The organism is Leisingera sp., from assembly GCF_034669605.1.
GTDB lineage: Bacteria > Pseudomonadota > Alphaproteobacteria > Rhodobacterales > Rhodobacteraceae > Leisingera.
The window spans coordinates 1-25,025 of record NZ_JAXMOX010000051.1 but is presented as its reverse complement, the minus strand read 5'-3'; the positions used below and the strand labels follow the sequence as shown (position 1 = coordinate 25,025).

23 protein-coding genes and 1 pseudogene are annotated in these 25,025 nt (G+C 62.4%); 16 read left to right on the top strand and 8 right to left on the bottom strand.

What is annotated here, in order from left to right; translation table 11 throughout:
• Positions 1–30 precede the first annotated feature (30 nt).
• Entirely contained in the window at positions 31–222 is a 192-nt protein-coding gene (locus VOI29_RS08685) for a DUF1674 domain-containing protein (protein ID WP_323777908.1), read from the bottom strand.
• A 78-nt stretch (positions 223–300) separates the two neighbouring features.
• Between VOI29_RS08685 and VOI29_RS08680 the strand changes: the two genes are divergently transcribed.
• The 10 genes from VOI29_RS08680 to VOI29_RS08635 all read left to right on the top strand — a co-directional run bounded on the left by VOI29_RS08680 (position 301) and on the right by VOI29_RS08635 (position 13,474).
• The gene (locus tag VOI29_RS08680) at positions 301–1,563 is read left to right on the top strand and encodes an RsmB/NOP family class I SAM-dependent RNA methyltransferase (protein WP_323777906.1); all 1,263 of its coding nucleotides are present in this window, start codon (positions 301–303) and stop codon (positions 1,561–1,563) included.
• 100 nt (positions 1,564–1,663) lie between these two features.
• Complete coding sequence (locus VOI29_RS08675; RefSeq protein ID WP_323777904.1) at positions 1,664–3,406, top strand: heparinase II/III family protein; 1,743 nt, start codon at positions 1,664–1,666, stop codon at positions 3,404–3,406.
• A gap of 24 nt (positions 3,407–3,430) precedes the next feature.
• Positions 3,431–5,020 (top strand): bifunctional phosphoribosylaminoimidazolecarboxamide formyltransferase/IMP cyclohydrolase, encoded by a 1,590-nt coding sequence (gene purH, locus VOI29_RS08670; protein WP_323777902.1) that lies wholly within the window; start codon positions 3,431–3,433, stop codon positions 5,018–5,020.
• A gap of 17 nt (positions 5,021–5,037) precedes the next feature.
• Entirely contained in the window at positions 5,038–5,520 is a 483-nt protein-coding gene (gene lspA, locus VOI29_RS08665; protein ID WP_323777900.1) for a signal peptidase II, read from the top strand.
• 55 nt (positions 5,521–5,575) lie between these two features.
• Positions 5,576–6,097 carry a DUF3035 domain-containing protein gene (locus VOI29_RS08660; RefSeq protein WP_323777913.1) on the top strand — a complete coding sequence of 174 codons (522 nt, stop codon included), beginning with the start codon at positions 5,576–5,578 and terminating at the stop codon, positions 6,095–6,097.
• Between the two features lie 165 nt (positions 6,098–6,262).
• The gene (locus VOI29_RS08655; RefSeq protein WP_323777898.1) at positions 6,263–7,606 is read left to right on the top strand and encodes a pitrilysin family protein; all 1,344 of its coding nucleotides are present in this window, start codon (positions 6,263–6,265) and stop codon (positions 7,604–7,606) included.
• Positions 7,603–8,922, top strand: coding sequence for a pitrilysin family protein (locus VOI29_RS08650; protein ID WP_323777896.1), 1,320 nt, complete (start codon positions 7,603–7,605; stop codon positions 8,920–8,922). The genes VOI29_RS08655 and VOI29_RS08650 overlap by 4 nt, the downstream gene beginning before the upstream one ends.
• A gap of 244 nt (positions 8,923–9,166) precedes the next feature.
• Positions 9,167–11,311 carry a polyribonucleotide nucleotidyltransferase gene (gene pnp, locus VOI29_RS08645; protein ID WP_323777894.1) on the top strand — a complete coding sequence of 715 codons (2,145 nt, stop codon included), beginning with the start codon at positions 9,167–9,169 and terminating at the stop codon, positions 11,309–11,311.
• Between the two features lie 100 nt (positions 11,312–11,411).
• Complete coding sequence (locus tag VOI29_RS08640; RefSeq protein WP_323777892.1) at positions 11,412–12,272, top strand: glycosyltransferase family 2 protein; 861 nt, start codon at positions 11,412–11,414, stop codon at positions 12,270–12,272.
• Positions 12,273–12,313: 41 nt separating this feature from the next.
• Positions 12,314–13,474: a rhamnan synthesis F family protein gene (locus tag VOI29_RS08635; RefSeq protein ID WP_323777890.1), complete on the top strand. Its 1,161-nt coding sequence runs from the start codon at positions 12,314–12,316 to the stop codon at positions 13,472–13,474.
• A 67-nt stretch (positions 13,475–13,541) separates the two neighbouring features.
• On the opposite strand, the gene VOI29_RS08630 is transcribed toward VOI29_RS08635, so the two are convergent.
• On the bottom strand, positions 13,542–14,195 hold the full coding sequence (locus VOI29_RS08630; protein ID WP_323777888.1) for a peroxiredoxin: 654 nt from the start codon (positions 14,193–14,195) through the stop codon (positions 13,542–13,544).
• A gap of 288 nt (positions 14,196–14,483) precedes the next feature.
• Here VOI29_RS08630 and VOI29_RS08625 point away from each other — a divergent pair, with 288 nt between their 5' ends.
• Entirely contained in the window at positions 14,484–15,923 is a 1,440-nt protein-coding gene (locus VOI29_RS08625) for an aldehyde dehydrogenase family protein (protein ID WP_323777886.1), read from the top strand.
• Between the two features lie 298 nt (positions 15,924–16,221).
• Here the strand turns inward: VOI29_RS08625 and VOI29_RS08620 are convergent, their stop codons facing one another.
• Together VOI29_RS08620 and VOI29_RS08615 are read right to left on the bottom strand one after the other, a co-directional pair.
• Positions 16,222–16,515 carry an AzlD domain-containing protein gene (locus tag VOI29_RS08620; RefSeq protein ID WP_323777884.1) on the bottom strand — a complete coding sequence of 98 codons (294 nt, stop codon included), beginning with the start codon at positions 16,513–16,515 and terminating at the stop codon, positions 16,222–16,224.
• Positions 16,508–17,215 carry an AzlC family ABC transporter permease gene (locus VOI29_RS08615; protein WP_323777911.1) on the bottom strand — a complete coding sequence of 236 codons (708 nt, stop codon included), beginning with the start codon at positions 17,213–17,215 and terminating at the stop codon, positions 16,508–16,510. The genes VOI29_RS08620 and VOI29_RS08615 overlap by 8 nt, the downstream gene beginning before the upstream one ends.
• Positions 17,216–17,332: 117 nt before the next feature.
• On the opposite strand from VOI29_RS08615, the gene VOI29_RS08610 reads away from it, so the two are divergent.
• A complete protein-coding gene (locus tag VOI29_RS08610; RefSeq protein WP_323777882.1) occupies positions 17,333–17,881 on the top strand; it encodes an XRE family transcriptional regulator in 549 nt (182 codons plus the stop codon).
• A gap of 9 nt (positions 17,882–17,890) precedes the next feature.
• Here VOI29_RS08610 and VOI29_RS08605 read toward each other — a convergent pair whose 3' ends face one another.
• Positions 17,891–18,544, bottom strand: a complete 654-nt coding sequence (locus VOI29_RS08605) for an RluA family pseudouridine synthase (RefSeq protein WP_323777880.1) — start codon at positions 18,542–18,544, stop codon at positions 17,891–17,893.
• Positions 18,545–18,703: 159 nt separating this feature from the next.
• Between VOI29_RS08605 and truB the strand changes: the two genes are divergently transcribed.
• Positions 18,704–19,615, top strand: a complete 912-nt coding sequence (gene truB / locus VOI29_RS08600; protein WP_323777878.1) for a tRNA pseudouridine(55) synthase TruB — start codon at positions 18,704–18,706, stop codon at positions 19,613–19,615.
• A 296-nt stretch (positions 19,616–19,911) separates the two neighbouring features.
• Here truB and VOI29_RS08595 read toward each other — a convergent pair whose 3' ends face one another.
• Positions 19,912–20,106, bottom strand: coding sequence for a hypothetical protein (locus VOI29_RS08595; protein WP_323777876.1), 195 nt, complete (start codon positions 20,104–20,106; stop codon positions 19,912–19,914).
• 126 nt (positions 20,107–20,232) lie between these two features.
• On the opposite strand from VOI29_RS08595, the gene VOI29_RS08590 reads away from it, so the two are divergent.
• From VOI29_RS08590 to rpsO, 3 genes are all read left to right on the top strand, one after another.
• Complete coding sequence (locus VOI29_RS08590; RefSeq protein ID WP_323777910.1) at positions 20,233–20,745, top strand: DUF1643 domain-containing protein; 513 nt, start codon at positions 20,233–20,235, stop codon at positions 20,743–20,745.
• Between the two features lie 84 nt (positions 20,746–20,829).
• Positions 20,830–21,837, top strand: a complete 1,008-nt coding sequence (locus VOI29_RS08585; protein WP_323777875.1) for a calcium-binding protein — start codon at positions 20,830–20,832, stop codon at positions 21,835–21,837.
• A 161-nt stretch (positions 21,838–21,998) separates the two neighbouring features.
• Positions 21,999–22,268 (top strand): 30S ribosomal protein S15, encoded by a 270-nt coding sequence (gene rpsO, locus VOI29_RS08580; protein ID WP_024088374.1) that lies wholly within the window; start codon positions 21,999–22,001, stop codon positions 22,266–22,268.
• 183 nt (positions 22,269–22,451) lie between these two features.
• On the opposite strand, the gene VOI29_RS08575 is transcribed toward rpsO, so the two are convergent.
• A complete protein-coding gene (locus VOI29_RS08575) occupies positions 22,452–24,788 on the bottom strand; it encodes an aldehyde dehydrogenase family protein (RefSeq protein WP_323777872.1) in 2,337 nt (778 codons plus the stop codon).
• A gap of 11 nt (positions 24,789–24,799) precedes the next feature.
• Positions 24,800–25,025 (bottom strand): annotated as a pseudogene (locus tag VOI29_RS08570) (deoxyribose-phosphate aldolase); the annotation flags it as partial.

Genomic DNA, 25,025 nt, shown 5'->3' with positions numbered 1-25,025 from the left:
AAAGAGAAGCCAAAGCTTTCTCAACGCCGCTCAGAAATCGACGGCGATGCCTTTCTTCTCCCAGTCGCCGTAACGGGCTGGGTCGGGGCCCTCGCGGCCGCCCAGTTCCTTGGGGGGCGGGCTCTGCGCTTCAGCGGCCTTGCGGCGTTCCTCGGCCTCGGCCAAGGCGCGCCGGGCGGCAGGTGGCAGGTCTTTCGTTTCGGGCGCAGTCTCTTCGCTCATCGCGGGTTCCTTTATGCTCGGGCCATGATATACGCCCCTGTCCCGCGCAAACAACCCAGCGCCCGTAGGAGTTGCCAGATGTCCGATAGCAATCACGCCCGCCGCACCGCGGTTTACCTGCTGGATCAGGTCATGGGAGAGGGGCGTCTGCTGGCGGAATGCTATGCCGGAGGTGCGCTGGAAAAGCTGGCTCCGGAAGACCGGGCGCGGGCACAGCGGCTGGCAGTGGAAACCTTGCGCAACCTCGAACGCGCCGACCGGGTGCTGAAGAAGCATCTGAAAAAAACACCGCCAATAACTGTGCTGAATGCGCTGCGGCTGGGAACGGTGGAGCTGTGTTCGGGCGGCGCGGCGCACGGCGTGGTGAACGCAATGGTGGCCATTGTCTCCAAGCACCGGCGTCATGGGCAACTCAAGGGGCTGGTCAATGCGGTATTGCGCAAGGTGGCAGAGGACGGTCCGGCGGAATGGGCCAAGCTGCGTGTGCCGCGCTTGCCGAACTGGTTGCGCAAACCCCTGGTGCAGGCCTGGGGCGCTGAGGCGATGCTGGGAATGGAGGCTGCGCATTTCGCGGGGGCCCCGCTGGATGTTACTGCGAAGTCCGATGCGGATCTAAGCGCTTTGAATGGGGAACCATTGCCCACCGGCTCTGTACGTATTGCCAGTGCAGGGCAGGTATCGGCGCTTCCGGGATATGAGGCCGGCGACTGGTGGATCCAAGATGCTGCTGCCGCGTTGCCCGCCCGCATACTGAATGTCCAGCCGGGAGAGCATGTGCTGGAACTGTGCGCGGCGCCGGGCGGCAAAACCATGCAGATGGCGGCCGCAGGTGCCAAGGTGACCGCAGTGGATGTTTCGGAAAACCGCATGTCCAGGCTTCAGGACAACCTGACCCGCACTGGATTGCAAGCGGAGCTGATTGTGGGTGACGCACTGAAGCAAGAGGGGCAGTTCGATGCCGTGCTGCTGGACGCCCCTTGTTCTGCCACTGGCACAATCCGCCGCCACCCGGATTTGCCAATGGCCAAAGATGGCAGTGACTTTGGTGCCCTGATCGAACTGCAGGCGCACATGCTGGCCCACGCCTGGACCTTGGTGAAGCCCGGCGGGCGGCTGATGTTCTGCACCTGCTCCCTGCTGCCGGATGAGGGCGAATGCCAGGTCGAGGAAGCGCTGGACATGTATCAGGAGATGTCAATCGACCGCGAAGGATTGCGGGTTCCCGGCGTGGATCAGGACTGGATCAGCGAAGAGGGCGGCTTGCGGTTGCGTCCTGATTTCTGGTCTGAGCGCGGCGGCATGGATGGGTTTTATATGGCCCTCTTGCGCAAATCCGCGTGACCCCGGGGCGTCTCCGGTATTCGTCGGTGACTTGATCCGCCCCCCGCGTTATGCTCGCGCCAAAACGCCCTGGCAAAATCTGGCGTGAGGCAAAAAGAGCATGTCCACTTTTGACAGAATGGCCGGCCGTGGCACCCGGCTGCTGAACAGCTATTACGCCTGGCGGGCGCGCAGCCAGCCGGCTGCTACCGGCTTTGTCTCGCAACCCGAGCCGCGCACCATCGGCAGCTTTGCCCGCGGCCGGCAGCTGGTGGCCGGTAACCTGCTGTTTGCCGGTTATTTGGTCGAATCGCCTGACACCGGATTGTGGGAGGTTGCCGCCCCGGATGCGGCGTTTGATGCGGAGCGGCAGGGGTTTTCCTGGCTCGATGACCTGGCTGCTGTCGGGGATTTCAAGGCCCGAGCCAAAGCACAGAAATGGGTCTGGGGCTGGATCCGGCAGCACGGGCGCAGCGGCGGGCTGGCCTGGCTGCCCGACCTGACCGGGCGGCGGGTGATCCGCTGGATCAATCACGCGCTGTTCCTGCTAAGCGGTAAGGACCGGGCCGAGACCGAGGCTTTTTATGGCTCCCTGTCGCGGCAGACCTGGTATCTGGCGCAGCGCTGGCAGGGGGCCGCGCCCGGCCTGCCGCGTTTCGAGGCCCTATGCGGGCTGATCTACGCCGGCCTTGCCCTGCAGGGACGCGAAGAACTGGCCGATCCGGCGGTCCGCGCGCTGGCGGCAGAATGCGAGGCGCAGATTGATGATCAGGGCGGGTTGCCGACCCGCAACCCCGAGGAACTGCTGGAAGTATTCACCCTGCTGACCTGGGCCGCGGCGGCCCTGCATGAAGCCGGGCGCGCAGTGCCGCCCGCGCATATCAATGCTATTGAGCGGATCGCCCCTACTTTGCGTACCTTGCGCCACAGCGACGGCGGGCTGGCTCGGTTCCACGGCGGCGGCCGCGGCTTGGAAGGGCGGCTGGACCATGCCCTCGCGGCCAGTCATGTGGCAGTGCGCCACGCGGACGGGCTGGCGATGGGGTTTGCCCGGCTGTCGGCGCGGCGGACCTCGGTCATTGTCGATGCCTCGGCCCCTCCCAGGGGCAAGGCGTCCAACTACGGCCATGCCTCGACCCTGGCGTTTGAACTGACGTCAGGGCGGCGGCCTCTGATTGTGAATTGCGGATCGGGCGAAACCTTCGGCGCCGAATGGCGCCGGGCCGGGCGCGCCACGCCTTCGCATTCCACGCTGTGCATCGAGAGGCATTCCAGCGCCCGGCTGGCTGCTCCGCACAAGACCACCGGCCATGAGGAATTGATCGAAGCTCCTGATGAGGTGCCGCTGGAGGTCAGCGACCTGGCGGATGGCTGCCGGTTCCAAGGCGGGCACAATGGGTATGCTGCCCATTTCGGGCTGACCCATGCCCGCACCTTGGATTTGTCGTTTGACGGGCGGGCGCTCAGCGGCGAGGACATGCTGGTGGCGCTGGATGATGCCGCCAAACGCCGGTTCGCTAAGGTGCGGGATGCCAGTGCGGAGGGCGGCATCGGCTTTGCCCTCCGCCTGCATCTGCACCCTGAGGTGGATGCGGCCCTTGACTTGGGCGGCGCCGCGGTATCCATGGCGCTCAAGAGCGGGGAAATCTGGGTGTTCCGCCATGACGGAACCTGCCAGTTGCGGCTGGAACCGAGCGTTTTCCTGGAAAAGACCCGCTTGAAGCCGCGTGCGGCAAAGCAGATCGTTTTATCCGGGCGCGCGATAGAGTATGCGACACGCATCCGGTGGACGCTGAGCAAAGCGCAGGAGACTGCGGTTGCCGTGCGAGACCTGAACCGGGACGAACCCGAGACGTTTGACTGAGCCTTTGAAAAGGACCGCCCTGCCATGACCGACCTACACCCCGTACGCCGTGCGCTGCTTTCCGTATCCGACAAGACCGGCCTGACTGAGTTAGGCAAGGCGCTGTCCGAACGCGGTGTTGAACTGCTGTCGACAGGCGGGTCTGCCAAGGCGCTGCGCGATGCGGGTCTGACTGTCAAGGATGTCTCGGAAGTGACCGGTTTTCCGGAAATGATGGACGGACGCGTGAAGACCCTGCACCCGATGGTGCATGGCGGCTTGTTGGCGCTGCGCGACAATGACACCCATGTCGCTGCGATGAACGAACATGGTATCGGCACCATAGACCTGCTGGTGGTGAATCTCTACCCGTTCGAAGCCGCCCTTGCGCGCGGTGCCGGTTATGATGAGATGATCGAAAACATCGACATCGGCGGGCCGGCAATGATCCGGGCGGCCTCCAAGAACCACCTGTTTGTGAACGTCGTGACCGACGTTCAGGACTATGAGGCACTGCTAGCAGAGCTGGACCGGAACGACGGTCAGACCTCCTATGCATTCCGCCAACGCCTGTCGCAGACAGCCTATGCCCGCACCGCAGCCTATGATGCCGCTGTGTCGAACTGGATGGCCTCGGCGATTGAAGAGAAAACTCCGCGCCGCCGCGCCTTCGCCGGAGAGCTGAAACAGACTTTGCGTTACGGTGAGAACAGTCATCAGGAAGCGGCCTTCTATACCGACGGCAGCAACCGCCCCGGCGTCGCCACCGCGCAGCAGTTGCAGGGCAAGGAACTGTCCTACAACAACATCAACGACACCGACGCGGCCTATGAACTGGTGGCGGAGTTCGATCCTGCCGACAGCGCCGCCGTCGCCATTATCAAACACGCCAACCCCTGCGGCGTGGCCAAGGGGGCGACCCTGGCCGAGGCGTACCAAAAGGCATTCGACTGCGACCGCACCTCGGCCTTTGGCGGTATTGTTGCACTGAACCAGCCGCTTGACGCGGACACCGCGGCCAAGATCGTGGAGATCTTTACCGAAGTGGTCATTGCGCCGGGCGCGTCGGAGCAAGCGAAAGAGATCTTTGCCGCCAAGAAGAACCTGCGTTTGCTGCTGACCGATGGTTTGCCGGACCCGCGCAAGGCCATCACCGCCTACAAACAGGTGGCTGGCGGTATGCTGGTGCAGGACAAGGACGTCGGCTACGTCGATATGGGCGATCTGAAGGTGGTGACCAAGACGGCCCCGTCTGAAGCGCAGATGCAGGACATGCTGTTCGCCTGGAAGGTTGCCAAGCATGTGAAATCCAACGCCATTGTCTATGTGAAGGACAGCGCCACCGTTGGCGTCGGCGCCGGCCAGATGAGCCGCTTGGACAGCGCCAATGTGGCCGCAGCCAAGGCCGGCCGCATGGCAGCGGAGCTGGGCCTGGAAGAAAGCCTCGCCAAGGGCTGCGCGGTGGCTTCGGATGCGTTCTTTCCCTTCGCGGACGGTCTGCTGGAAGCGGCTGCCGCAGGCGGGGCCTGCGTGATCCAACCGGGCGGCTCGATGCGTGACGACGAGGTGATCAAGGCGGCGAATGACGCCGGTCTGGCTATGGTCTTCACCGGCATGCGCCACTTCCGCCACTAAGCCGGGGCTTTTACGACATGGCAGCACGTTGGATGATCTGGGGCGCCGGCCTTTCGTTTCTGGCGGATCAGGCCAGCAAATACCTGGTGATCCATTGGATGGGGTTGGACCAGCGCCACCGGATCGACGTGCTGCCGCCGTTTCTGAACTTCCGCTACGGCGAGAACACCGGCATCAACTTCGGCCTGTTCGGCGGCGGCGACGAAGCATCCCGCTGGATTCTAATCGGGATGTCACTGGCGATTTGCCTGGCCCTTGTCGTCTGGATCGCCCGCGCGCCGAAGGCGTCGCGGGGCATGCAGTTGTCAGCCGGACTGGTGATAGGCGGTGCGCTCGGCAATGTCGCGGACCGGCTGTTGTACGGCTACGTGCTGGATTTCCTGAACACTTCATGCTGCGGCATCCAGAACCCGTTTGTGTTCAATGTTGCCGATATCTTCATCTTTGCAGGCGCAGCCGGGCTGATCTTCTTTGACGGGCGGCGCAAAAAGCCTGCGTAGACCTCGCTCGGCAATTGCGCTAAAAGCGCTGAGAAACAGGCAGGAGTTAGGGGTAATGCGGATCCCGTTCGGAGTGATTGTTCTGGCAGGCGCACTGGCCGTGGCCGGCTGCGGGCAAAAAGGGCTGCGCCTTATTCAGAAGCCGGGCACGGGCCCGGATGAATTCCTGGTCTTGCCCTCTAAACCGCTGAGCACACCGGAAAACTACAGCAGCCTGCCGGCCCCGACACCGGGCGGAGTCAATCTGACGGATCCCAACCCGCAAGCCGAAGCGGTTGCCGCCCTCGGCGGCAAGCCCGGTGCGCTGGTTCCGGGCAATGGTATTCCCGCCAGCGATGCGGCCCTTTTAACAGCTTCCAGCCGCTATGGTGTGGAACCGGGCGTGCGCGAAACAGTCGCCGAAGAGGATGCAAAATTCCGCCACCGCAATCGTCGTGTGGGCCGGATCAAACTGTTGCCGGTCGATCGCTACGAGCAGCTTTACAAAAAACAGACGCTGGACCCGCACGCCGCCAACGAACAATTCCGCCGTGCCGGAGCTGCTACCCCATCTGCTCCGCCGGTTGACGGTCTCTGATCCTCACGTTTCTGCCAGCCAGTCTTGTAAGACGCCAGCAGCAGCGTAGGTTATCGGCACTCTTTCTGATGGCAATGGGTGGCGAATTGTGGCTGCATTAAATCTACGAGCAGTAACCGCACTGTGCCAGGCAAGGGCAGAAGTGCAGAAATTGGAGGATGCCAGATGATCCAGAGGATCACATTGGCCGCCGCAGCGCTGACTGCTGCCCTGACTGGCCCGCTGCGGGCAGAAAATGAGGCGGTGACGGCGTTCACCCTCGACAACGGCATGGAGGTGGTTGTGATTGAGGACCATCGCGCGCCGGTGGTGCAGCAGATGGTCTGGTACCGGGCCGGCTCTGCTGACGAGCCGCCGGGCCAGTCCGGGGTTGCCCACTTCCTGGAGCATTTGTTGTTCAAGGGCACCGATAAACTGGCGCCGGGTGAGCTGTCGGCTACCGTGCGGGCCAATGGCGGGCAGGACAATGCCTTCACCAGCTATGACTACACTGCCTATTTTCAGCGCGTCGCCGCCGACAGGTTGGAACTGATGATGCAGATGGAAAGCGACAGGATGACCAATCTGCGGCTCGGCGAAGAGGATATCGCCACCGAGCGGGAAGTTATCCTGGAAGAGCGCAACCAGCGCACCGACAATGATCCGGTGGCTTTGTTCCGCGAACAGCTGCAGGCGGTGCAATATCTGAATCACCGTTACGGCCAGCCGGTGATTGGCTGGCGCCATGAGATGGAGAGCCTTGATATGGAGGACGCGATGTCCTTCTACCGGACCTATTACGCGCCCAACAATGCCATTCTGGTGGTCTCCGGTGATGTCGGACCGGACGATGTAAAGGCGCTCGCCGAGAAGTATTACGGCGTGATCCCGGCAAACCCGGAACTGCCGGAGCGCTTCCGCAGCCAGGAGCCGCCGCAGACTGCAGCCCGCCGCCTGACTTTCGAGGATCCGCGGGTCGCCCAGCCTTATGTGCAACGTTCCTATCTGGCGCCAGAACGCGACAGCGGCGCCCAGCAGAAAGCCGCAGCCCTGTACTTGCTGGCGGAACTTCTGGGTGGCGGCAATACTTCCTACCTGGCAGATGCGCTGCAATTCGACCAGCAGGTCGCTGTCTACTCCGGCGCCTTCTATTCGGGCAGCTCGCTGGACGATACGTCGTTCACTGTTCTGGTGGTTCCGGCCGAAGGCGTCAGCATGCAGCAAGCGGAGGAGGCGCTGGACGCCACTATTGCCCGCTTCCTGGAGGCGGGCGTGGACGAGGCTCAGCTGGAGCGCATCAAGCTGCAGTTGCGCGCTTCAGAAACGTACAACCGTGACAACGTGAACGGAATTGCCAACCGCTATGGCCAGGCACTCAGCATCGGGCTGACCGTGCAGGATGTGCAGGACTGGCCCAAGATTCTGCAATCGGTCACGGCGGATGAGATCATCGCCGCCGCAAAGGAGGTTCTGCGGCCTGAAACGTCAGTTACAGGCTGGATGACCCGCAGCCAGGAGGTAACCCAATGACTTCGCTTAAATTCATTGCGGCATCATTGGTGGCTTTTGTGTTGGCGCTGCCCGCTTGGGCTGGAATTAAGATCGAGGAAGTCACGTCTCCTGGCGGCATCACTGCCTGGCTGGTCGAGGACCATGCGATTCCCTTCTCGGCTCTTGAGCTGCGCTTTCGCGGCGGCACTTCATTGGATGCCCCGGGGAAACGCGGGGCGGTGCACATGATGACCGGATTGCTGGAGGAAGGCTCCGGCGATCTGCGCGCGCAGGATTACGCCCGCGCACTGGAAACCCTGGCGGCGGAGTTTTCCTATGATGCCGACAAGGATTCAGTGTCCGTTTCCGCCCGTTTTCTGACTGAAAACCGCGAGGATGCGGTGGCCCTGTTGCGCCAGACACTGTTTGAGCCGCGGTTCGACCAGGATGCGCTGGACCGGGTCCGGGCCCAGGTGCTGGCGGGGCTGCGTTCTGATGCCAAGAACCCGAACACGATCGCGGGCGAGGCTTTCTCGCGGATGGCCTATGGCGATCACCCCTATGCCAGTGACGGCAAGGGGACGCTGGAGTCGGTTTCCGCGCTCAGCCGGCAGGATATTTTCGATGCCTATGAGGCGGTTTTTGCCCGTGACAGGCTGTACGTCAGCGCGGTGGGGGATATCACCGCCGAGGAGCTTGGCTTGCTGCTGGATGAGCTTCTGGGTGCCTTGCCTGCCGAGGGCGGACCAATCCCGGGGCCTGCTGAGGTCGCCATCACGGGCGGCGTCACTGTTGTGGATTTCGATACCCCGCAATCTGTGGCTCTGTTCGGCCAAAAGGGAATCAAGCGCGAAGACCCGAATTTCTTCACGGCTTATGTGATGAATCAGATCCTGGGTGGCGGGTCTTTCGAAACCCGGCTGATGACCGAGGTGCGGGAAAATCGCGGGCTGACCTACGGCGTTTATTCCTATCTGGTGCCGCGTGATCTGGCGGCGGTATACATGGGGTCGGTGGCGTCGGCCAACAGCAAAATGGCCGAAGCGGTCGAGGTGATCCGCAATGAATGGCGCCGCATGGCCGAACAGGGCGTGACCGAAAAAGAGCTGAAGGATGCGCAGACCTATCTGACCGGCGCCTACCCGCTGCGCTTTGACGGCAATGGCCGTATTGCGTCGATCCTCGCTGGCATGCAGATGGACCACTTGCCGATCAGCTATGTGGAAACCCGCAATGACCGTATCAATGCGGTTACATTGGACGACGTGAACCGCTTTGCCGCGGAATTCTTGGATCCTGACGGCTTGCATTTCGCCATTGCGGGACGCCCCGAGGGTCTGGCCTCCACCAACTGACAGCCCTCAGGCGGGGCCGCGATGCCCCGCTTGCCATCCTGCACAGCACACTGCCGCGCACGGCAGCGGGCGCTTGCCGCTTTCCCTTTCAATTTAGCCCAAACTCATGTAAGGGCGAGCTTGTCTGAGACGATGTGCCAGGCCCCGGCACGCGAAAGCAAGATAGATGGGGCCGGCGGCAATGGGGCCGCCACGCAACGGGAGACCCGGAGGGCCGGGAGTGCTCCCATTTAGGATACGCTAGATGTTTAACGTTTCGAAAAAATCGATGCAGTGGGGCGAAGAGACGCTCACACTGGAAACCGGCAAGGTTGCCCGCCAGGCTGATGGCTCTGTGATTGCCACGCTGGGCGAAACCTCGGTCATGGCCAACGTGACCTTTGCCCGACAGCAGAAGCCCGGCCAGGACTTCTTCCCGCTGACCGTGCATTACCAGGAAAAATACTACGCTGCGGGCAAAGTGCCCGGCGGCTTCTTCAAGCGCGAAGCGCGTCCGACCGAAAAAGAAACCCTGACCGCGCGCCTGATCGACCGTCCGATCCGTCCGCTGTTTGTTCCCGGCTTCAAGAACGAAGTCCTGGTGATGTGCACCGTGCTGAGCCACGACCTGGTCAACGACCCGGACATGGTTGCAATGATCGCCGCCTCCGCTGCGCTGACCCTGTCGGGCGCACCGTTCATGGGTCCGATCGCAGGCTGCCGCGTTGGCTTCGAGGACGGCGAGTACGTTCTGAACCCGACCGTGGACGACATGCAGGACCTGCGCCTGAACCCCGAGCAGCGTCTGGACCTGGTTGTTGCAGGTACCAAAGATGCCGTGATGATGGTGGAATCGGAAGCCTACGAACTGTCCGAAGCTGAAATGCTGGGTGCGGTGAAATTTGCCCACGAACAGATCCAGCCGGTAATCGACCTGATCATTTCGCTGGCTGAAGAAGCTGCGAAAGAGCCGTTCGACTTCCAAGCGCCGGATTACTCCGAGCTATATGAAGCGGTCAAAGCGGCCGGCGAAACCGAGATGCGCGCCGCATTCGCGATCAGCGACAAGCAGGAGCGCACCGCCGCTGTTGCCGCGGCACGCGAAACCATCAAAGCCGCTCTGACTGAAGAGCAACTGGGCGACGCAAACCTGGGTTCCGCGCTGAAAAAGCTGGAAGCCGGCATTCTGCGTGGCGACGTTGTCAAAACCGGCAAGCGTATCGACGGCCGTGCGACTGACGAGATCCGTGCGATCGTGTCCGAAACCGGCCTGCTGCCGCGGACCCATGGTTCGGCGCTGTTCACCCGTGGCGAAACCCAGGGCCTAGTCGTGACCACGCTGGGCACCGGCGACGACGAGCAGTTCATCGACGCGCTGCACGGCAACTTCAAGTCCAACTTCCTGCTGCACTACAACTTCCCGCCCTACTCGGTGGGTGAAGTCGGCCGTGTCGGCGGCCCCGGCCGCCGCGAAATCGGCCACGGTAAGCTGGCCTGGCGTGCTTTGCAGGCGGTTCTGCCTGCGGCAACCGACTTCCCCTACACTATCCGCCTGGTCTCCGAGATCACCGAATCGAACGGTTCGTCCTCGATGGCCTCGGTCTGCGGCGGCTCGCTGTCAATGATGGATGCGGGCGTGCCGCTGAAGGCGCCGGTGGCCGGTGTCGCCATGGGGCTGATCCTGGAAGACGACGGCTCCTACGCGATCCTGTCCGACATCCTGGGTGACGAAGACCACCTGGGCGACATGGACTTCAAAGTGGCAGGCACCGAAAACGGCATCACCTCGCTGCAGATGGACATCAAGGTTGCAGGCATCACACCCGAGATCATGGAGAAAGCCCTGGCGCAAGCCAAAGACGGCCGGATCCACATCCTCGGCGAGATGGCGAAAGCCCTGACCGAAGCGTCCGAGTTCTCGGTCCACGCTCCGCGTATCGAGACCATGCAGATCCCGACCGACAAGATCCGTGAAGTGATCGGCTCCGGCGGCAAGGTGATCCGAGAGATCGTCGAAGTGTCCGGCGCCAAGGTCGACATCAACGACGATGGCGTGATCAAGATCGCCAGCCCGAACGGCGAGGCCATCAAGAAGGCCTATGACATGATCCATTCGATCGTGGCAGAGCCGGAAGAAGGCCAAGTCTACACAGGCAAGGTTGTGAAGATCGTCGACTTCGGCGCATTTGTGAACTTCTTTGGCAAGCGCGACGGCCTGGTGCACGTCTCGCAGATCGAGAACCGTCGCCTGAACCATCCTTCGGACGTTCTGAAGGAAGGCCAGGAAGTGAAGGTCAAGCTGCTGGGCTTCGATGACCGCGGCAAGGTCCGCCTGTCGATGAAAATCGTTGATCAGGAAACCGGCGAAGAAATCGCGCCGGAAAAGAAAGAAAAAGCAGAGCAGGACTGATCCCTGTCTGACTGCACATAAACAGCCCGGGGCGCGCGATCCGCGCCCCGGGTTTTCCATTTCCGCCGGGACGTACATGGAACAGTCTTTGCCGCCCCGTGTGACCATCATAACGGTCACCTATAATTCTTCCGCCGTTGTTGAGAGCCTATTACGCTCCATTCCCTCTTCGGTGCCGTGCATTCTGGTCGACAACGCCTCCCGGGATGCGGCGGACACCCGTTCGCTGGCTGCAGCATATGGCGCCTCATTCATTGCGAACCCGCAAAACACCGGCTTTGGCCCCGCCTGCAATCAGGGGGCGGCACAGGCGGACACTGAGTTTCTATTTTTCGTGAACCCTGATGCCGAACTGTTCGAAGACACGCTGGAGCATCTGTTGGCTGCTGCCGATGCCCACCCAAAGGCGTCCGCTTTCAACACCCGTATTGTCAAAGACGACGGGTCGCTGTTCTTCAAACGCCGCAGTAAGCTGATCCCGAAATCGCTTTGGCTGGGCCGCAACGCCGCGAAGCAGGACGGCGAGGTTCCGGTGCTGTCGGGCGGTGCGCTGCTGGTGCGCAAATCGGCCTTTGACCACGTCGGTGGCTTTGACCCGAAAATCTTCCTGTTCCACGAGGACGACGACCTCAGTCTGCGCCTGAAGTCGGAATGCGGGCCGCTGCGCTATGTCTTTGGCGCCAAGGTGAAGCACCTTCTGGGCCATGCTACCGAACGTTCGGCGCGCACGGCGGCGCTCAAGGCCTGGTACATGGGCCAGTCGCGGGTCTACGGCGCCCGCAAGCACGGCTTGCCTTTTGGCTTCCTGCGGGCCTTGGGGGAAGCGTCGCTGCAGCTGATCTCACCGCTGAACCTGGTGTCGGCGCGCAAACGGTCCAAGAACTGGTACTATTTCCGCGCTATCCTCAGCAGCGCAGGCCAGCAGTCCGCGGACCGCCCGCCGCCTTGGCAGCAAGACTGATCTGGCTGGCACACAATGGTTGCAATTTACAGGCGTCCCGCATGAAACGGCCCCCGCTTTGGAAAATCACCCGAGAGCTGAAACGCCCGTTGCAGCAGATCACTCAGCTGCCCAGCCGCCTCGGCTCGCTGCTGCTGGGCCGCTGGTATTATGACGCAGTCCTGGCCCGCAAGATCCGCTGCACCGAGGGCGCCATACCGGCTGGACCGCAGCCTGCGGTCTACCTGATTTTCCCCAGTCAGGGCCTGCAAGATTCCCACTTCATCGCTCTGCGCTATCTGATCGACAGCGGTTTTGCCCCGGTTGTGGTCTCCAACATCCCGCTTGGCGATGCCGATCGGCAGCGGCTGAGCAAAGTCTGCTGGCTGTGCATTGAACGCCCGAATTTCGGATATGACTTCGGCGGCTATCGCGACGGGCTGCTGACGGCCCATACGCGGCTGAAGCGCATTGACCGGCTGGTGCTTCTGAATGATTCCTCGTGGTTTCCGCTGCCGGGTGCAGGCGACTGGCTGGCGGAGGCCGAAGCACTGAATGCGGATTTCGCGGCTGCCGCCTGCAACTACGGCCATCCGCGGGTGGAGGCTGAACGCTTCCGCAGCATCAACTGGGGCTATTCTACCGCCAGCCGGAATTTCCAGTACTGCTCCTTTGCGCTGATGCTGTCAGGCGGCCTGATGGCTGATCCGAATTTCATCAAGTTCTGGAAGCGCTTCCCGCTGACCAACAACAAGAAATTCATTGTCCGGCGGGGTGAAACCGGCCTTACCCAGTGGGTGCTGGCACATGGGTTTTCGCATGGTGCCGTGCTGAAGACCGCAGATTTGGATCAGCGGCTGGCGCAGCTGCCACCGGACGAAATCCGGCAGGTCGCCGAAGAAACGGTCATCTTCGGCCGCCCCAGCCTGGCGGCGCTGAAGGCCAGGCTGCTGTCAAACGGCGCCCCCGCGGAAGATTACCTGTCCTTCATCCTGACCGCCGTTGCCACCCAAGGCGTCAGCTATACGCTGCCTGCCTACTTGCATGCCGCGGCAGGGTTCGCCTTCCTCAAGAAATCGCCCTGCTGGCTGACCCGGGACGGGTCGGACATCACTCTGCGTTTTGCGGCCGGGCTGAAGGGCGAAGCTGGTCAGGTCTTCGCCGCAGAGGCCTGTCAATTACGTCAAAGCCGGGCGCCGGACTTTCCACCGGCTCCGGACTGACCTCAGCAATATACAAAAAACAAGCCGCCCGACGGCGGCTTGCAAGCATTGCAGTTGAGAACGCCGGTTACTCCGGTGCCTTGGTCTTGCGCAGGTAGGGGAAGATGGTCTTGAATTCGCCGAACTTCGCCTTTGCGTCCTCGTTCGACACGGTGGGCGGAATGATCACATCCTCGCCGGGCATCCAGTTCGCCGGTGTGGCAACACCCTTGCCCAGCGACATTTGCAAACCGTCCAGCGCCCGCAGGATCTCGGCAAAGTTGCGGCCCACGGTCATCGGATAGGTCATCGACAGTTTCAGCTGCTTGTCCGGGCCGATGATGAACACCGACCGCACGGTAGCGCTGTCTGCAGGCGTGCGGCCATCGGGCAGATAGGCTTCGGCGGGCAGCATGTCGAAGGCTTTGGAAACTGCCAGACCGTCATCTGCGATGATCGGGAAGCCCGGCGCCGCGTTGCCGTATTCCTCGATGTCCTTTTTCCACTTCTTGTGGTCCTCGACCCCATCAACCGAAACGCCAAGGACCTTGGTGTTGCGCTTTTTCCATTCCTCGCTCAGCTGCGCCACTGCGGAAAACTCAGTGGTGCAGACCGGGGTGAAATCCTTGGGGTGCGAGAACAGAATCGCCCAGCTGTCGCCGATCCAATCATGAAAGGTGATGGTGCCCTGATCCGTTTCCGCAGTAAAATCGGGGACCGTGTCGTTAATGCGCAAACCCATGGCCGTATCTCCTTTTCAGATGAGTTTTGAGTCGTCTCGACTGCAACTTAGGTAGTCTAACGCAACGATACAGCCCCCGTACCGGGAAACCACGAAAAATCGGCGCCAGCCGCCGAGGCGAAAGATTGCAGCCGGTCCAAGCGGCCATTGACAATGCGTGCAATAATTTGATCAAATTATGCGGCGACACCCTTGCCCCGCCCTTGCCCCCGTGCCGGAGCGGTGACACAGTGGCCGCGAAACCGACAAGGCGGCAACCAGAATACCTCTGATTTGGGAGATCCCGAGATGCTCGAGAAACGCGAATTTTATATCAACGGCCAGTGGGTCGCCCCTGTGGCCTCCCATGACTTTGAGGTGATCAACCCCTCGACCGAAGAACCCTGCGCTGTCATTTCTCTGGGCTCCGAAGCGGACACCAACGCCGCTGTGGCTGCCGCCAAAGCAGCGCTGCCAGGCTGGATGAACACCCCGGTGGCAGACCGCATCGCGCTGGTGGAAAAGCTGGTTGATGTCTATGAGGCACGCGCCGAGGACCTGGCTCAGGCGATGTCGCTGGAAATGGGCGCACCGATCGACTTGTCGCGCACGTCGCAAGTCGGTGCCGGCAGCTGGCACCTGCGCAACTTCATCGCCGCAGCCAAGGAATTCGACTTTGACGCTCCGTTGAACGAGCGCAGCCCCAACGACCGCATCATTCACGAGGCGGTAGGCGTCTGCGCGCTGATCACGCCGTGGAACTGGCCGATGAACCAGGTGACGCTCAAGGTCGGCGCAGCGGCGGTGGCCGGCTGCACTATGGTGCTGAAGCCCTCCGAGCAAAGCCCGCTGAATGCGATGATCTTTGCCGAGCTGATGCACGAGGCCGGCTTCCCTGCGGGGGTCTTTAACCTGGTGAATGGTGACGGTATGGGCGTTGGCTCGCAGCTGACCACGCATCCGGATGTGGACATGATCTCCTTCACCGGCTCGACACGGGCGGGCATTGCGATCACCCAGGCTGCGGCGCCGACCCTGAAGAAAGTGGATCTGGAACTTGGCGGCAAGGGCGCCAATGTGATCTTTGAGGATGCCGACGAAAAAGCGGTAAAGCGCGGCGTGCTGCACATGATGCAGAACACCGGTCAGAGCTGCAACGCGCCCAGCCGGATGCTGGTGCAGAACAGCGTCTATGACCGCGTGGTTGCTGAGGCGGCTGAAGTGGCCGCCAAGGTCGAGGTCGGCCCGGCCAGCCAGGAAGGCCGCCACATCGGCCCAGTGGTGAACGAGCTGCAATGGAACAAGATCCAGGATCTGATCCAGCAGGGTATCGACGAAGGCGCCAAACTGGTGGCTGGCGGCACCGGCCGTCCGGAGGGGCTCAACAAGGGCTACTATGTGAAACCCACCGTTTTCGCAGATGTGAACAACCAGATGACCATCGCCCGCGAGGAGATCTTTGGCCCGGTTCTGTCGATCATCCCGTTTGAGGACGAGGAAGAGGCGATCGGGATCGCCAATGACACGCCTTACGGGCTCACCAACTATGTGCAGACCCAGGATGGCGCCCGCGCCAACCGCATGGCCCGCGCGCTGCGCTCCGGCATGGTGGAAATGAACGGCAAGTCGCGTTCCGCGGGCTCGCCCTTTGGCGGCATGAAACAGTCCGGCAAAGGCCGCGAGGGGGGCAAGTGGGGGATCGAGGATTTCCTGGAAGTCAAAGCCGTCGGCGGCTGGGCAGCGGAATAAGCCGTCTGTCAGAGCGTTTTGGAGAGCCGCCTCTTGAGGCGGCTTTCTTTTTGCACCGTTATTGTCCCGGAGCGGAGGGGCTCCCGCGCTTGCTAGCCCCCCGGCTGCGCCGGACGGCCCTCAGCCTTGGGCGCGGCCCGTGCTGCGCACGGGCAAAAAGAGCTGAAAAGCGCTTGAGAGACACCAGTGCCTCTCAAGACGCCTGATCCATTGTAGGAACGGTCTGCCGCGCCTCAAGGGTGAACCGTGCGGCCGTTGGCGCGGCCCTTGACCCGCGGCAGACCCGGATATGGTGAGGTTAAAGAAAGGCTCTAATCAGGCAGATTGCGGCGATTCCGGCAGCCATGGTCAGCGGCAGGCTCCGGGTGGCAAGAGCAACGGCGAGGGCAACGGCGCCGGCCACCCATTCCTGCGGGCCTCCTTGCATCAGCAGATAGGTAACCAGCGACAGGATCAGACAGCCAGGCAAGGCCTGCAGGCCCCGTGCCCAAGGGCCATGGTCCGGCAGCCGGCGGCCCAGCATGTAGCCGGAGAGGCGGATGGCAAAGGTTGCCGCTGCCAGGGCGAAGATCAGAGCCCATGTTTCAGTCATCGCCCAGCACTCCGGCAATTGCGGCGCCGCCAAGGCCGCCCAGGATCAGGGTCCAGGTTGGGTCCAGCGGGGTGAGCAGGCCTGCCAGCAGCACGATGGCGATGGATGCTCCCCAAGGCAGCAGCATCACGCTGCCGCTCCACAGCGAACGCAGGATGGCGATGAAGGCGGCGGTGAAGGCGAAATCCATGCCGAGGGAGCGCGGCTCCGGCACCGCCGTGGCAAATGTTGCCCCAGCCACTGTGGCCAGCACCCAGACCGCCGCCAGCCCGAGGCCGCCACCCACCAGGTACCAGTAGCCTGCACGGCGGCCGCGGGCGCGCATCGCGTGCATCAGCGCCCAGTTCTCATCCGTGGCCAGGTGCACCCCCAGCAGAACCTGCCACCAGGGCCGCCCGGCGAAGTCCTGCTGCAGCGAGGCGGTGATCAGCAGCAGCCGGAGGTTCAGCGCCAGCCCGGCCAGAACGGCGGCGCCGGCGCCGGCACCTGCCATCAGCCGCTCAACCGCGATGATCTGCGAAGAGCCGGCAAAAACGATGGTCCCCATCACCCCGGTCTGCAACCCGTCCATCTGAGCCTGCGCTGCCAGCAGCCCGAAGGCCAGCCCGTAGACGCCAACGCCAATCGCCAGCGGCAGGATATCCCGCAGGCCCGCAGTCAGCTGGTTGCGGAAGGGCGGGCTTGCGGAAGTTTCCTGCATGGACACGTGAGAGTTCCTATGGATGCGGGGCGGCCGTTCACCTATACCGAACGAGAGTCTTCTATACCGAACGATTCGTTCGTTCGTCAAGCCGAACGAAAGGATGAAATACAGAACATGTCAGCCCCCCATCAGATGATCGCCGCCGCCATCCAGCGCGAGCGCAGCCGTGCGGGTAAGTCGCTCTCGGGGCTTGCTGCCGACGCCGGCATTGCCAAGTCGACGCTGTCGCAGCTGGAGGCAGGCAACGGAAACCCCAGTGTAGAGACGCTTTGGGCGCTGGCTGCTGCGCTGGACGTCCCTCTGAGCCTACTGTTCGAGACCGAAGCGCCGGCCACCAGGCTGATCCGGGCGGGAGAAGGCGAAGTTCTGGAATCGGAGCAATCCGATTTCACCGCGGTGCTGCTGTCGCGCTGCCCGCCCAATGTGCGCCGGGATGTCTACCGGGTGGTGATGCAGCCGGGGGAGATCCGCCGCGCCCAGCCGCATCCGCGCGGCACGGTGGAGCATATGCTGGTCTGCACCGGGCAGATGCGTGCCGGGCCGGAGGGACAGGAGCAAGTGCTGAGCGCCGGCGACTATTACACCTATCCCGGCGACCATCCGCACAGTTACGAGGCACTGCAGCCGGACACGCTGTTCACGATGGTGATGGAGGCGCCCTGAGCCGGGACCTCAGAACTCCGGCTTCACCCGGAATTTCAGCGACTCGCCGCTGTCGGGGTGTTTGATCCGCAGTTCCTCGGAGTGCAGCATCAGCCGGGGATGCTCCAGCGCTGCACCGCTAGCATAGAGCGGATCGCCCAGGATCGGATGGCCCAGCGACAGCATATGCACACGCAGCTGGTGTGAACGACCGGTTTTCGGTGTCAGCCGCACCCGCGTGGAACCGTCCTCATATTTCATTACCCGCCAGCCGGTGACGGCGGGTTTTCCGGTCTCATGGCAGACCATCTGTTTCGGCCGGTTCGGCCAATCGACGATCAGCGGCAAATCCACTGTGCCGCTCCGCGGCTCCAGCCGGCCGGACACCCGTGCCACATAAGCCTTCTTTGCGGTGCGTTTTTCAAACTGCATCGACAGGTGCCGCTGGGCATGCGGGGTGAGGCCGAATACCATCACGCCGGAGGTATCGCGGTCCAGCCGGTGCACCAGCAGCGCTTCGGGGAACATCGCCTGGATGCGGGTAATCAGGCAATCGGCCAGATGCGGGCCGCGTCCCGGTACCGACAGCAGCCCGGCAGGCTTGGTCACCGCCAGCAGCTCGGCATCGCGGTGCAGGATCGCCAGCGGGTCTTGCGGCGGAGTGTATTCGCTTGAAACGGCCATAAGCGCCTGCCTAGCGCCGCAGGCAGGCGGGGGCAAGCACAGGCCGGGCCGGCATCGGTTTTCTCTCCGGGCTTCCCATTGGGACCGTTCATTTGCTAAATTGACACTGTCCCGGCGATCCGGTAACCGGCGCGCCTCACGTACACATGGGGACTAGGCATGGCACGCAAACGCAAAGGGCGCGATATTTCCGGCTGGCTGGTGGTGGACAAGCCCGCGGGGCTGACCAGCACGGCGGTTGTGAACAAGGTGCGCTGGGCGCTGGATGCCAAAAAAGCAGGCCATGCCGGAACCCTGGACCCCGAGGCAACCGGTGTTCTGGCCGTGGCACTGGGGGAGGCAACCAAGACCGTGCCCTATATCACCGACGCGCTGAAGGCCTATACCTTCACTGTGCGGCTGGGCGCGGCGACCAATACCGACGACGCCGAGGGCGAGGTGATTGCGGCCAGCGATGAACGCCCCGCCGACGCGCAGATCAAAGAAGCGCTGCAACCCTTCCTGGGCGAGATCATGCAGGTGCCGCCCAAGTTTTCAGCGGTGAAAATCGACGGCCAGCGTGCCTATAAACTGGCGCGTGACGGTGAAGAGGTCGAGCTTGCTGCCCGCCCGCTGTGGGTCGAAGAGCTGGTCCTGCTGGACCGTCCTGATGAGGATCACGTTGTGCTGGAAATGACCTGCGGCAAGGGCGGCTACGTGCGCTCGATCGCCCGCGATCTGGGTGCGGCGCTGGGCTGCTATGGCCATGTGAAGCAACTGCGGCGGATCTGGTCCGGCCCGTTTGATGCCGAGGACGGTATCACTCTGGAGCTGGTGGACGAGCTGGCGAAATCCACTGACCTGGACCAGTATCTGCGGCCGCTGGAAGAAGGGCTCGCCGACCTGCCCGAGCTGAAATGCACTCCACAGGGTGCGGTGCGCCTGCGTAATGGCAATCCGGGCATGGTGATGGCCGCGGATGTGGAGTACGGCGATGAAGCCTGGGCGTCGCTGGATGGTCAGGCAGTGGCTGTGGGGGTCTACAAAGCCGGTGAATTGCACCCGAGCCGGGTTTTCGTGCAGCCGGAGTGATCCGCTGAACGGCCGGGCTGAGGCGAACCGGAGCGGTTTCCAATAGGTCAGTAGCTATGACTAAATGTTTCGCGCGCGAAACATTGGGCCAGAATTGCTGACCCATTCTTTCCAGGGATGATTTACTTCACCCGCACGCCTGCTTATGGCGTCAGACCGGGCCGGCATCGTAGCTGGTGGCTGATACATATTGATCCTGTTGCGACGTCAATATCACATTGGCTGCCGTGCCTTGCTCCGGTGTGATCGGATTTCCGGCTGCATACCGCCACCCGTCTTCATCAATTGAGCACTTGTCATAAAAGGCAATGCTGACTGGCCGCCAGGCAGCGCAGCAATGGCGGTATTGTCTGGCTGAGGATCGCGTCGAAATGTGCGGGGGCTGCATTCGAGAAGGGCCCGATACGGCGGCTATCAGGACTGTCTTTCAGATCTGCGCCATAGACTTCGGCCTTACGGGTTTCGGCGTCGCCCAGTGGCACATCGTTCAAGGCCGGAAAAGCATGTGCGTTCGCTGACGTCTTTAATGTGCCATGATACCGGGCAATTCACTTCAAGGACGTGGTCCGCTGGTCTGGAAACTTGGACGGGCGGAACAGTTTTGTTAAAGGCGGATGATGATCATCCGCAGCCACACCAAGGGCGATGCGCCCTCAACTGCCGTTTATTCGGATTGCGAAACCTACCGCTACAGCCTGACCCGGGTCTGGAACCCTGCCGGGCCGCGGGTGATGTTCGTGATGCTCAATCCTTCTACTGCAACCGAGGTGCAGAACGATCCCACCATCGAACGCTGCGAACGCCGTGCACGGGTATTGGGGTTCGGCGGCTTCAGGGCCACAAACATCTTTGCCTGCCGGGTCACCGATCCGCGCGGGATGCGGCAGCTGGAGGAACCAGAGGGCCCGGACAACATGCCGGCCATACTGCAAGGAATGGAGTGGGCCGATATGGTTATTTGCGCTTGGGGCACCCATGGCGAGCATTGCGGGCAAGGGGCGCGGGTTACTGCGGCGCTGCGCGCAACCGGAAAGCCGTTGCACCACCTCGGGCTCAGCAAGGCAGGCCATCCGAAGCACCCGCTTTATATCGCCTACACCCGGCAACCAGAGCTTTGGCTTCAGCGATAGCGGTATCTTCAAGGCCCGTTAACTGATGTTCTCCATTTGTTTTGCATTCGCAATCACCGCGTGTGATCGTGCGGGTGGGTATAAGTGTTTGTTGAGGTAGAGCGGGCAATGTTGTGGCTGGCGAGTGTTCTTGGTCTTGTTGCGGTGGGCAGCGCGGTCTTGGTTGATAACGAAACCCCGGAGGGCGACGAAACGTCCTCCGGGCCCGGTCCGGAGGCGGATACCGGCGGGGATGGGCTGGCCGGCGGATATATCGAACCGGATGGCAGCACCGTAACCGGTACCGATGACAATGACATCATTGCGGGATCCGGGGCGGCTGACAGCCTTGGCGGCGGTGATGGCGATGACCAGCTTGGCGGCTACAGCGGTAATGACTGGATCGGCGGGGGCCAGGGCAACGACGTTTTGCATGGCGATGGCGGAGATGACAGCCTGTCCGGCGGCCCAGGCCAGGACCTGCTGCATGGCGAAGACGGTGCGGACGTGCTGCAGGGCGGCGCTGGAGAGGACAGTCTCTTTGGGCATTTCGGAGATGACATGCTGCAGGGCGGCGGCGGTGCGGATCTGCTGCACGGCGGACAGGGCGAAGATTGGCTCGAAGGCGGTCAGGGCCACGACACGCTGCATGGAAATGACAGCAATGACAGCCTTGTTGGCGGCGACGGCGGGGATGCGCTGTATGGCGGTTATGGAAATGATGTCGTTTCCGGTGCCGGGGACGGCGCGGACCAGGACTATGTCAATGGTGGAGCCGGTGATGACACACTGATTGCCGGGACCGGGGATGTGCTGACCGGCGGTGCCGGCGATGATCAGTTCATGGCGGGCCACTGGACCGGGACCGAAGATGCCGTGCACCTGATGGATTTCGATTCACATGAAGATAAGCTGGTGCTGGTCTGGGATTTCGAAGACGGCGAAGAACCTTCGGTAGAACTGCGTCAAACCCCCGGGGCAGAAGACGAGCAAGTTATCCTTGTCAACGGCGAGCCGGCCTTGCGGCTCATCGGAGCCAAGGGGATGACAGCGGCGGATCTGGTCCTGATCGACCCAGCCTCTGCCGTTGCAACCGGGTTGCTGCCGCAGTAGGCCCCCACGGAACCACCCGCTGGCAGTTAATCTTTGCCTTTAATACCGAAACATCATATACGCCCGCATCTGCTGCGATTCTGCGGCAGGTTCCTCCATGGGCCTGTGCTGGACGACATCCCGGCCTGTGCCATCCACTCTAACCTTTTAAGGAGACCCCGATGTCGATCACTGCAGAAGAAAAAACACGCCTGATGAAAGAATTCGCGACCAAGGACGGCGACACCGGTTCGCCGGAAGTCCAGGTTGCAATCCTGACCTCGCGCATCAACACCCTGACTGAGCACTTCAAAACCCACAAGAAGGACAACCACGGCCGCCGTGGCCTTCTGAAGATGGTTGCTCAGCGCCGCAAGCTGCTGGACTACACCAAAGGCAAGGATGAGGCCCGTTACCAGGACCTGATCAAGCGCCTCGGCATCCGCCGCTAATCCGCGCTTATCCCGGATTTTGCGCCCGTTCCGTAAGGAGCGGGCGTTTTTTTGTCCGCAAGTCCCGTTGTGGGCTTGGGTTTGGGCCTGGCATGCGGGCAGGGCTGCATGGAAAACGCCGCCCCGGAAGGAGCGGCGCGTTAGGTCTTGACCAGAAACAGGCAGGCGCTGGGGACCTGTGCTTCACTCGCCGTAAGGCACCCAGATGTTCTTTATCTCGGTGGCTTCCTGCAAAAACCGTTTGGTGTGGTCCTGCGTCCAGTCGGTGGCGGTGCCGTTGTTGACCCAGGTCCGTTTCAGATTACCTGCCGATGCGGCCTCGATCGCCGCTGACAGATCGGTGGAGGAGAAGCTCCAGACCGCATCCACGTTCAGATGCGAGGCCAGCGGTTTGGCCAGCTCGGTGTGTCTGCCGGTCAGGATGTTGACCACGCCTGCAGGCACGTCTGATGTCTCCAGAACCTGGTAGAAGTCGGTGGCCGCCAGCGGAAAGGGCTCGGAGGCCGCCAGTACCATCCGGTTGCCCATAGCCATTGCAGGGGCCATTGCCGAGACCAAACCCAGCAGCGGCGCCTCATCGGCGCAAAGCGCGCCAATCACACCCGCAGGTTCCTTCATTGCAAGTGCCACGCCGCGGATCGGCACGCCGTGGATCAGGCCGTCGTATTTGTCGGCCCAGGCAGCCGCGGTGAACAAGCGCTGGATCGAGGTTTCAACCTCAGCCGTGCCGGTCTTCTTGCCCGTCATCGCGTCGATGCGGGCGGCAAATTCCGCGGCGCGGGCTGAAAGGTTTTCACCGATGTAATAGAGGATTTGCGCCCGTAAATGCCCTGTGGTCCTAGACCAGCCATTTGCGTCCGCAGCGGCTTCGACTGCGTTGCGGACGTCCTTGCGGCTGGCAAGGCCGGCATGGCCCAAAAGCGTTCCGGACTTGCTGTAGACCGCCTGGGAATAACCGCTGTCCGGGCGGGCCTGCTTCCCGCCGATGTACAGTTTGGCGGTGCGGTCCAGCGGATCTGCCGGCGCGCCGTTGCCGTCAAACGGTTCTGCTTTGGCCAGCGGTTTTGTCTTGGCTTTGGAGCGGGTGTATGCGGTCAAGCCCTCCCAGCCGCCCTCGCGGCCAAAGCCGCTTTCGCGCACGCCGCCGAAGCCGGCCGCAGCATCGAACATGTTGGTGCCGTTGATCCAGACGACGCCGGCTGCCAGTTTCGGCGCCATGTCGAGCGCCAGGTTCAGGTTCTCGGTCCAGACCGTTGCCGCCAGCCCGTAACGGGTGTTGTTGGCCAGCTCCACCGCCTCGGCGGGGGTGCGGAAAGTGCAGGAGACCAGCACCGGGCCAAAGATTTCTTCCTGCATCAGCGGATCGGCAGGCGACAGGCCTTCAATCAGCGTCGGCGGGTAGAAACAGCCGCTTTCAGGCATTTCCACTTGGGCCTGATGCATGGTGCCCGCCTGGTTGGCTGCGACCAGGCGGGAAATGGTGTCCAGCTGCACCGGGTCGACCACGGCGCCCACGTCGATGCATTTGTCCAGAGGGTTGCCAATCCGCAAGCCGTCCATTCTGGTCTTCAGCTTGGTATGGAACCGCCCGGCAATGCCTTCCTGCACCAACAGGCGCGAGCCTGCACAGCAGACCTGACCCTGGTTGAACCAGATCGCATCAACAAGACCTTCGATGGCGCTGTCGATATCGGCATCGTCAAAGACAATGTAGGGGGACTTGCCGCCGAGTTCGAGCGTCAGTGCCTTGCTGCTGCCTGCGGTGGCCTCGCGGATCCGGCGGCCGACCGACGTGGAGCCGGAGAAGGCGATCTTGTCCACGTCTGCCGCGGTGATCATCTCTCCCGCCGCGCCGTCGCCGGTGACAATATTGACAACGCCGTCGGGCAGGCCGGCCTGTCGGCAGATATCGGCAAACAAAAGCGCTGTGAGCGAGGTGTATTCCGCCGGTTTCAGCACCACCGTGTTGCCCATCGCAATTGCAGGCGCGATCTTCCAGGCCAGCATCAGGAGCGGGAAATTCCAAGGGATGATCTGACCGCAGACGCCCAAGGCCTCGGCGTCCGGCAGTTCGCTTTCCATCAGCTGGGCCATGCCTGCGTGATAGTAGAAATGCCGTTGGGCCAGCGGGACGTCGATGTCGCGGGATTCGCGGATCGGCTTGCCGTTATCGAGCGTTTCCAGCACTGCAAACAGGCGGGAATGCTTCTGCAGCAGCCGGGCAATGGCATAGAGGTATTTGGCTCGGCCCGGACCGCCAAGCTCCTGCCATTTGCCTTGCGCCTTGCGGGCGGCTTCAACTGCGGCGTCCACGTCCTTTTGGGTGGCCTGAGTCAGGGTGGCCAGCACCTCTCCGGTGGCGGGATTCCGGCTGTCAAATCCGTCGCCGGGAGCGGTGAATTCGCCGTTGATGAAATGGCCGAACCGGCTGCCCTGATCGACCAGCCAGGCCAGTGCCTCGGCGGCGCTTTCGGGGGCGGGGCCGTAGTCCATGGTGTCAAAAATCTCTTTGATGGTCATAATGTCAGCCCTCAGCCCATCGCGTGGCGGTAACCGGCGGAGTATGCCCCGGTGACATGATGCTCCAGCTGGCGCTCGATATCGCCCAGCAGCGAGGAGGCGCCAAAACGCAACAGGTCGGGCTGCAGCCAGCGGTCGCCCAGCTCATCTTTTATCAGTGCAAGGTACACCAGCGCGTTCTTGGCTTTGGAGATGCCGCCCGCGGGTTTGTAGCCGACGCGGCAGCCGGTATGGTCG

Excerpts from the sequence above, each read along its gene's own strand:
- VOI29_RS08685 (WP_323777908.1), bottom strand. The coding sequence starts at position 222 with ATGAGCGAAGAGACTGCGCCCGAAACGAAAGACCTGCCACCTGCCGCC.
- VOI29_RS08680 (WP_323777906.1), top strand. The coding sequence starts at position 301 with ATGTCCGATAGCAATCACGCCCGCCGCACCGCGGTTTACCTGCTGGAT.
- VOI29_RS08675 (WP_323777904.1), top strand. The coding sequence starts at position 1,664 with ATGTCCACTTTTGACAGAATGGCCGGCCGTGGCACCCGGCTGCTGAAC.
- purH (WP_323777902.1), top strand. The coding sequence starts at position 3,431 with ATGACCGACCTACACCCCGTACGCCGTGCGCTGCTTTCCGTATCCGAC.
- lspA (WP_323777900.1), top strand. The coding sequence starts at position 5,038 with ATGGCAGCACGTTGGATGATCTGGGGCGCCGGCCTTTCGTTTCTGGCG.
- VOI29_RS08660 (WP_323777913.1), top strand. The coding sequence starts at position 5,576 with ATGCGGATCCCGTTCGGAGTGATTGTTCTGGCAGGCGCACTGGCCGTG.
- VOI29_RS08655 (WP_323777898.1), top strand. The coding sequence starts at position 6,263 with ATGATCCAGAGGATCACATTGGCCGCCGCAGCGCTGACTGCTGCCCTG.
- VOI29_RS08650 (WP_323777896.1), top strand. The coding sequence starts at position 7,603 with ATGACTTCGCTTAAATTCATTGCGGCATCATTGGTGGCTTTTGTGTTG.
- pnp (WP_323777894.1), top strand. The coding sequence starts at position 9,167 with ATGTTTAACGTTTCGAAAAAATCGATGCAGTGGGGCGAAGAGACGCTC.
- VOI29_RS08635 (WP_323777890.1), top strand. The coding sequence starts at position 12,314 with ATGAAACGGCCCCCGCTTTGGAAAATCACCCGAGAGCTGAAACGCCCG.
- VOI29_RS08630 (WP_323777888.1), bottom strand. The coding sequence starts at position 14,195 with ATGGGTTTGCGCATTAACGACACGGTCCCCGATTTTACTGCGGAAACG.
- VOI29_RS08625 (WP_323777886.1), top strand. The coding sequence starts at position 14,484 with ATGCTCGAGAAACGCGAATTTTATATCAACGGCCAGTGGGTCGCCCCT.
- VOI29_RS08620 (WP_323777884.1), bottom strand. The coding sequence starts at position 16,515 with ATGACTGAAACATGGGCTCTGATCTTCGCCCTGGCAGCGGCAACCTTT.
- VOI29_RS08615 (WP_323777911.1), bottom strand. The coding sequence starts at position 17,215 with ATGCAGGAAACTTCCGCAAGCCCGCCCTTCCGCAACCAGCTGACTGCG.
- VOI29_RS08610 (WP_323777882.1), top strand. The coding sequence starts at position 17,333 with ATGTCAGCCCCCCATCAGATGATCGCCGCCGCCATCCAGCGCGAGCGC.
- VOI29_RS08605 (WP_323777880.1), bottom strand. The coding sequence starts at position 18,544 with ATGGCCGTTTCAAGCGAATACACTCCGCCGCAAGACCCGCTGGCGATC.
- truB (WP_323777878.1), top strand. The coding sequence starts at position 18,704 with ATGGCACGCAAACGCAAAGGGCGCGATATTTCCGGCTGGCTGGTGGTG.
- VOI29_RS08590 (WP_323777910.1), top strand. The coding sequence starts at position 20,233 with ATGATCATCCGCAGCCACACCAAGGGCGATGCGCCCTCAACTGCCGTT.
- rpsO (WP_024088374.1), top strand. The coding sequence starts at position 21,999 with ATGTCGATCACTGCAGAAGAAAAAACACGCCTGATGAAAGAATTCGCG.
- VOI29_RS08575 (WP_323777872.1), bottom strand. The coding sequence starts at position 24,788 with ATGACCATCAAAGAGATTTTTGACACCATGGACTACGGCCCCGCCCCC.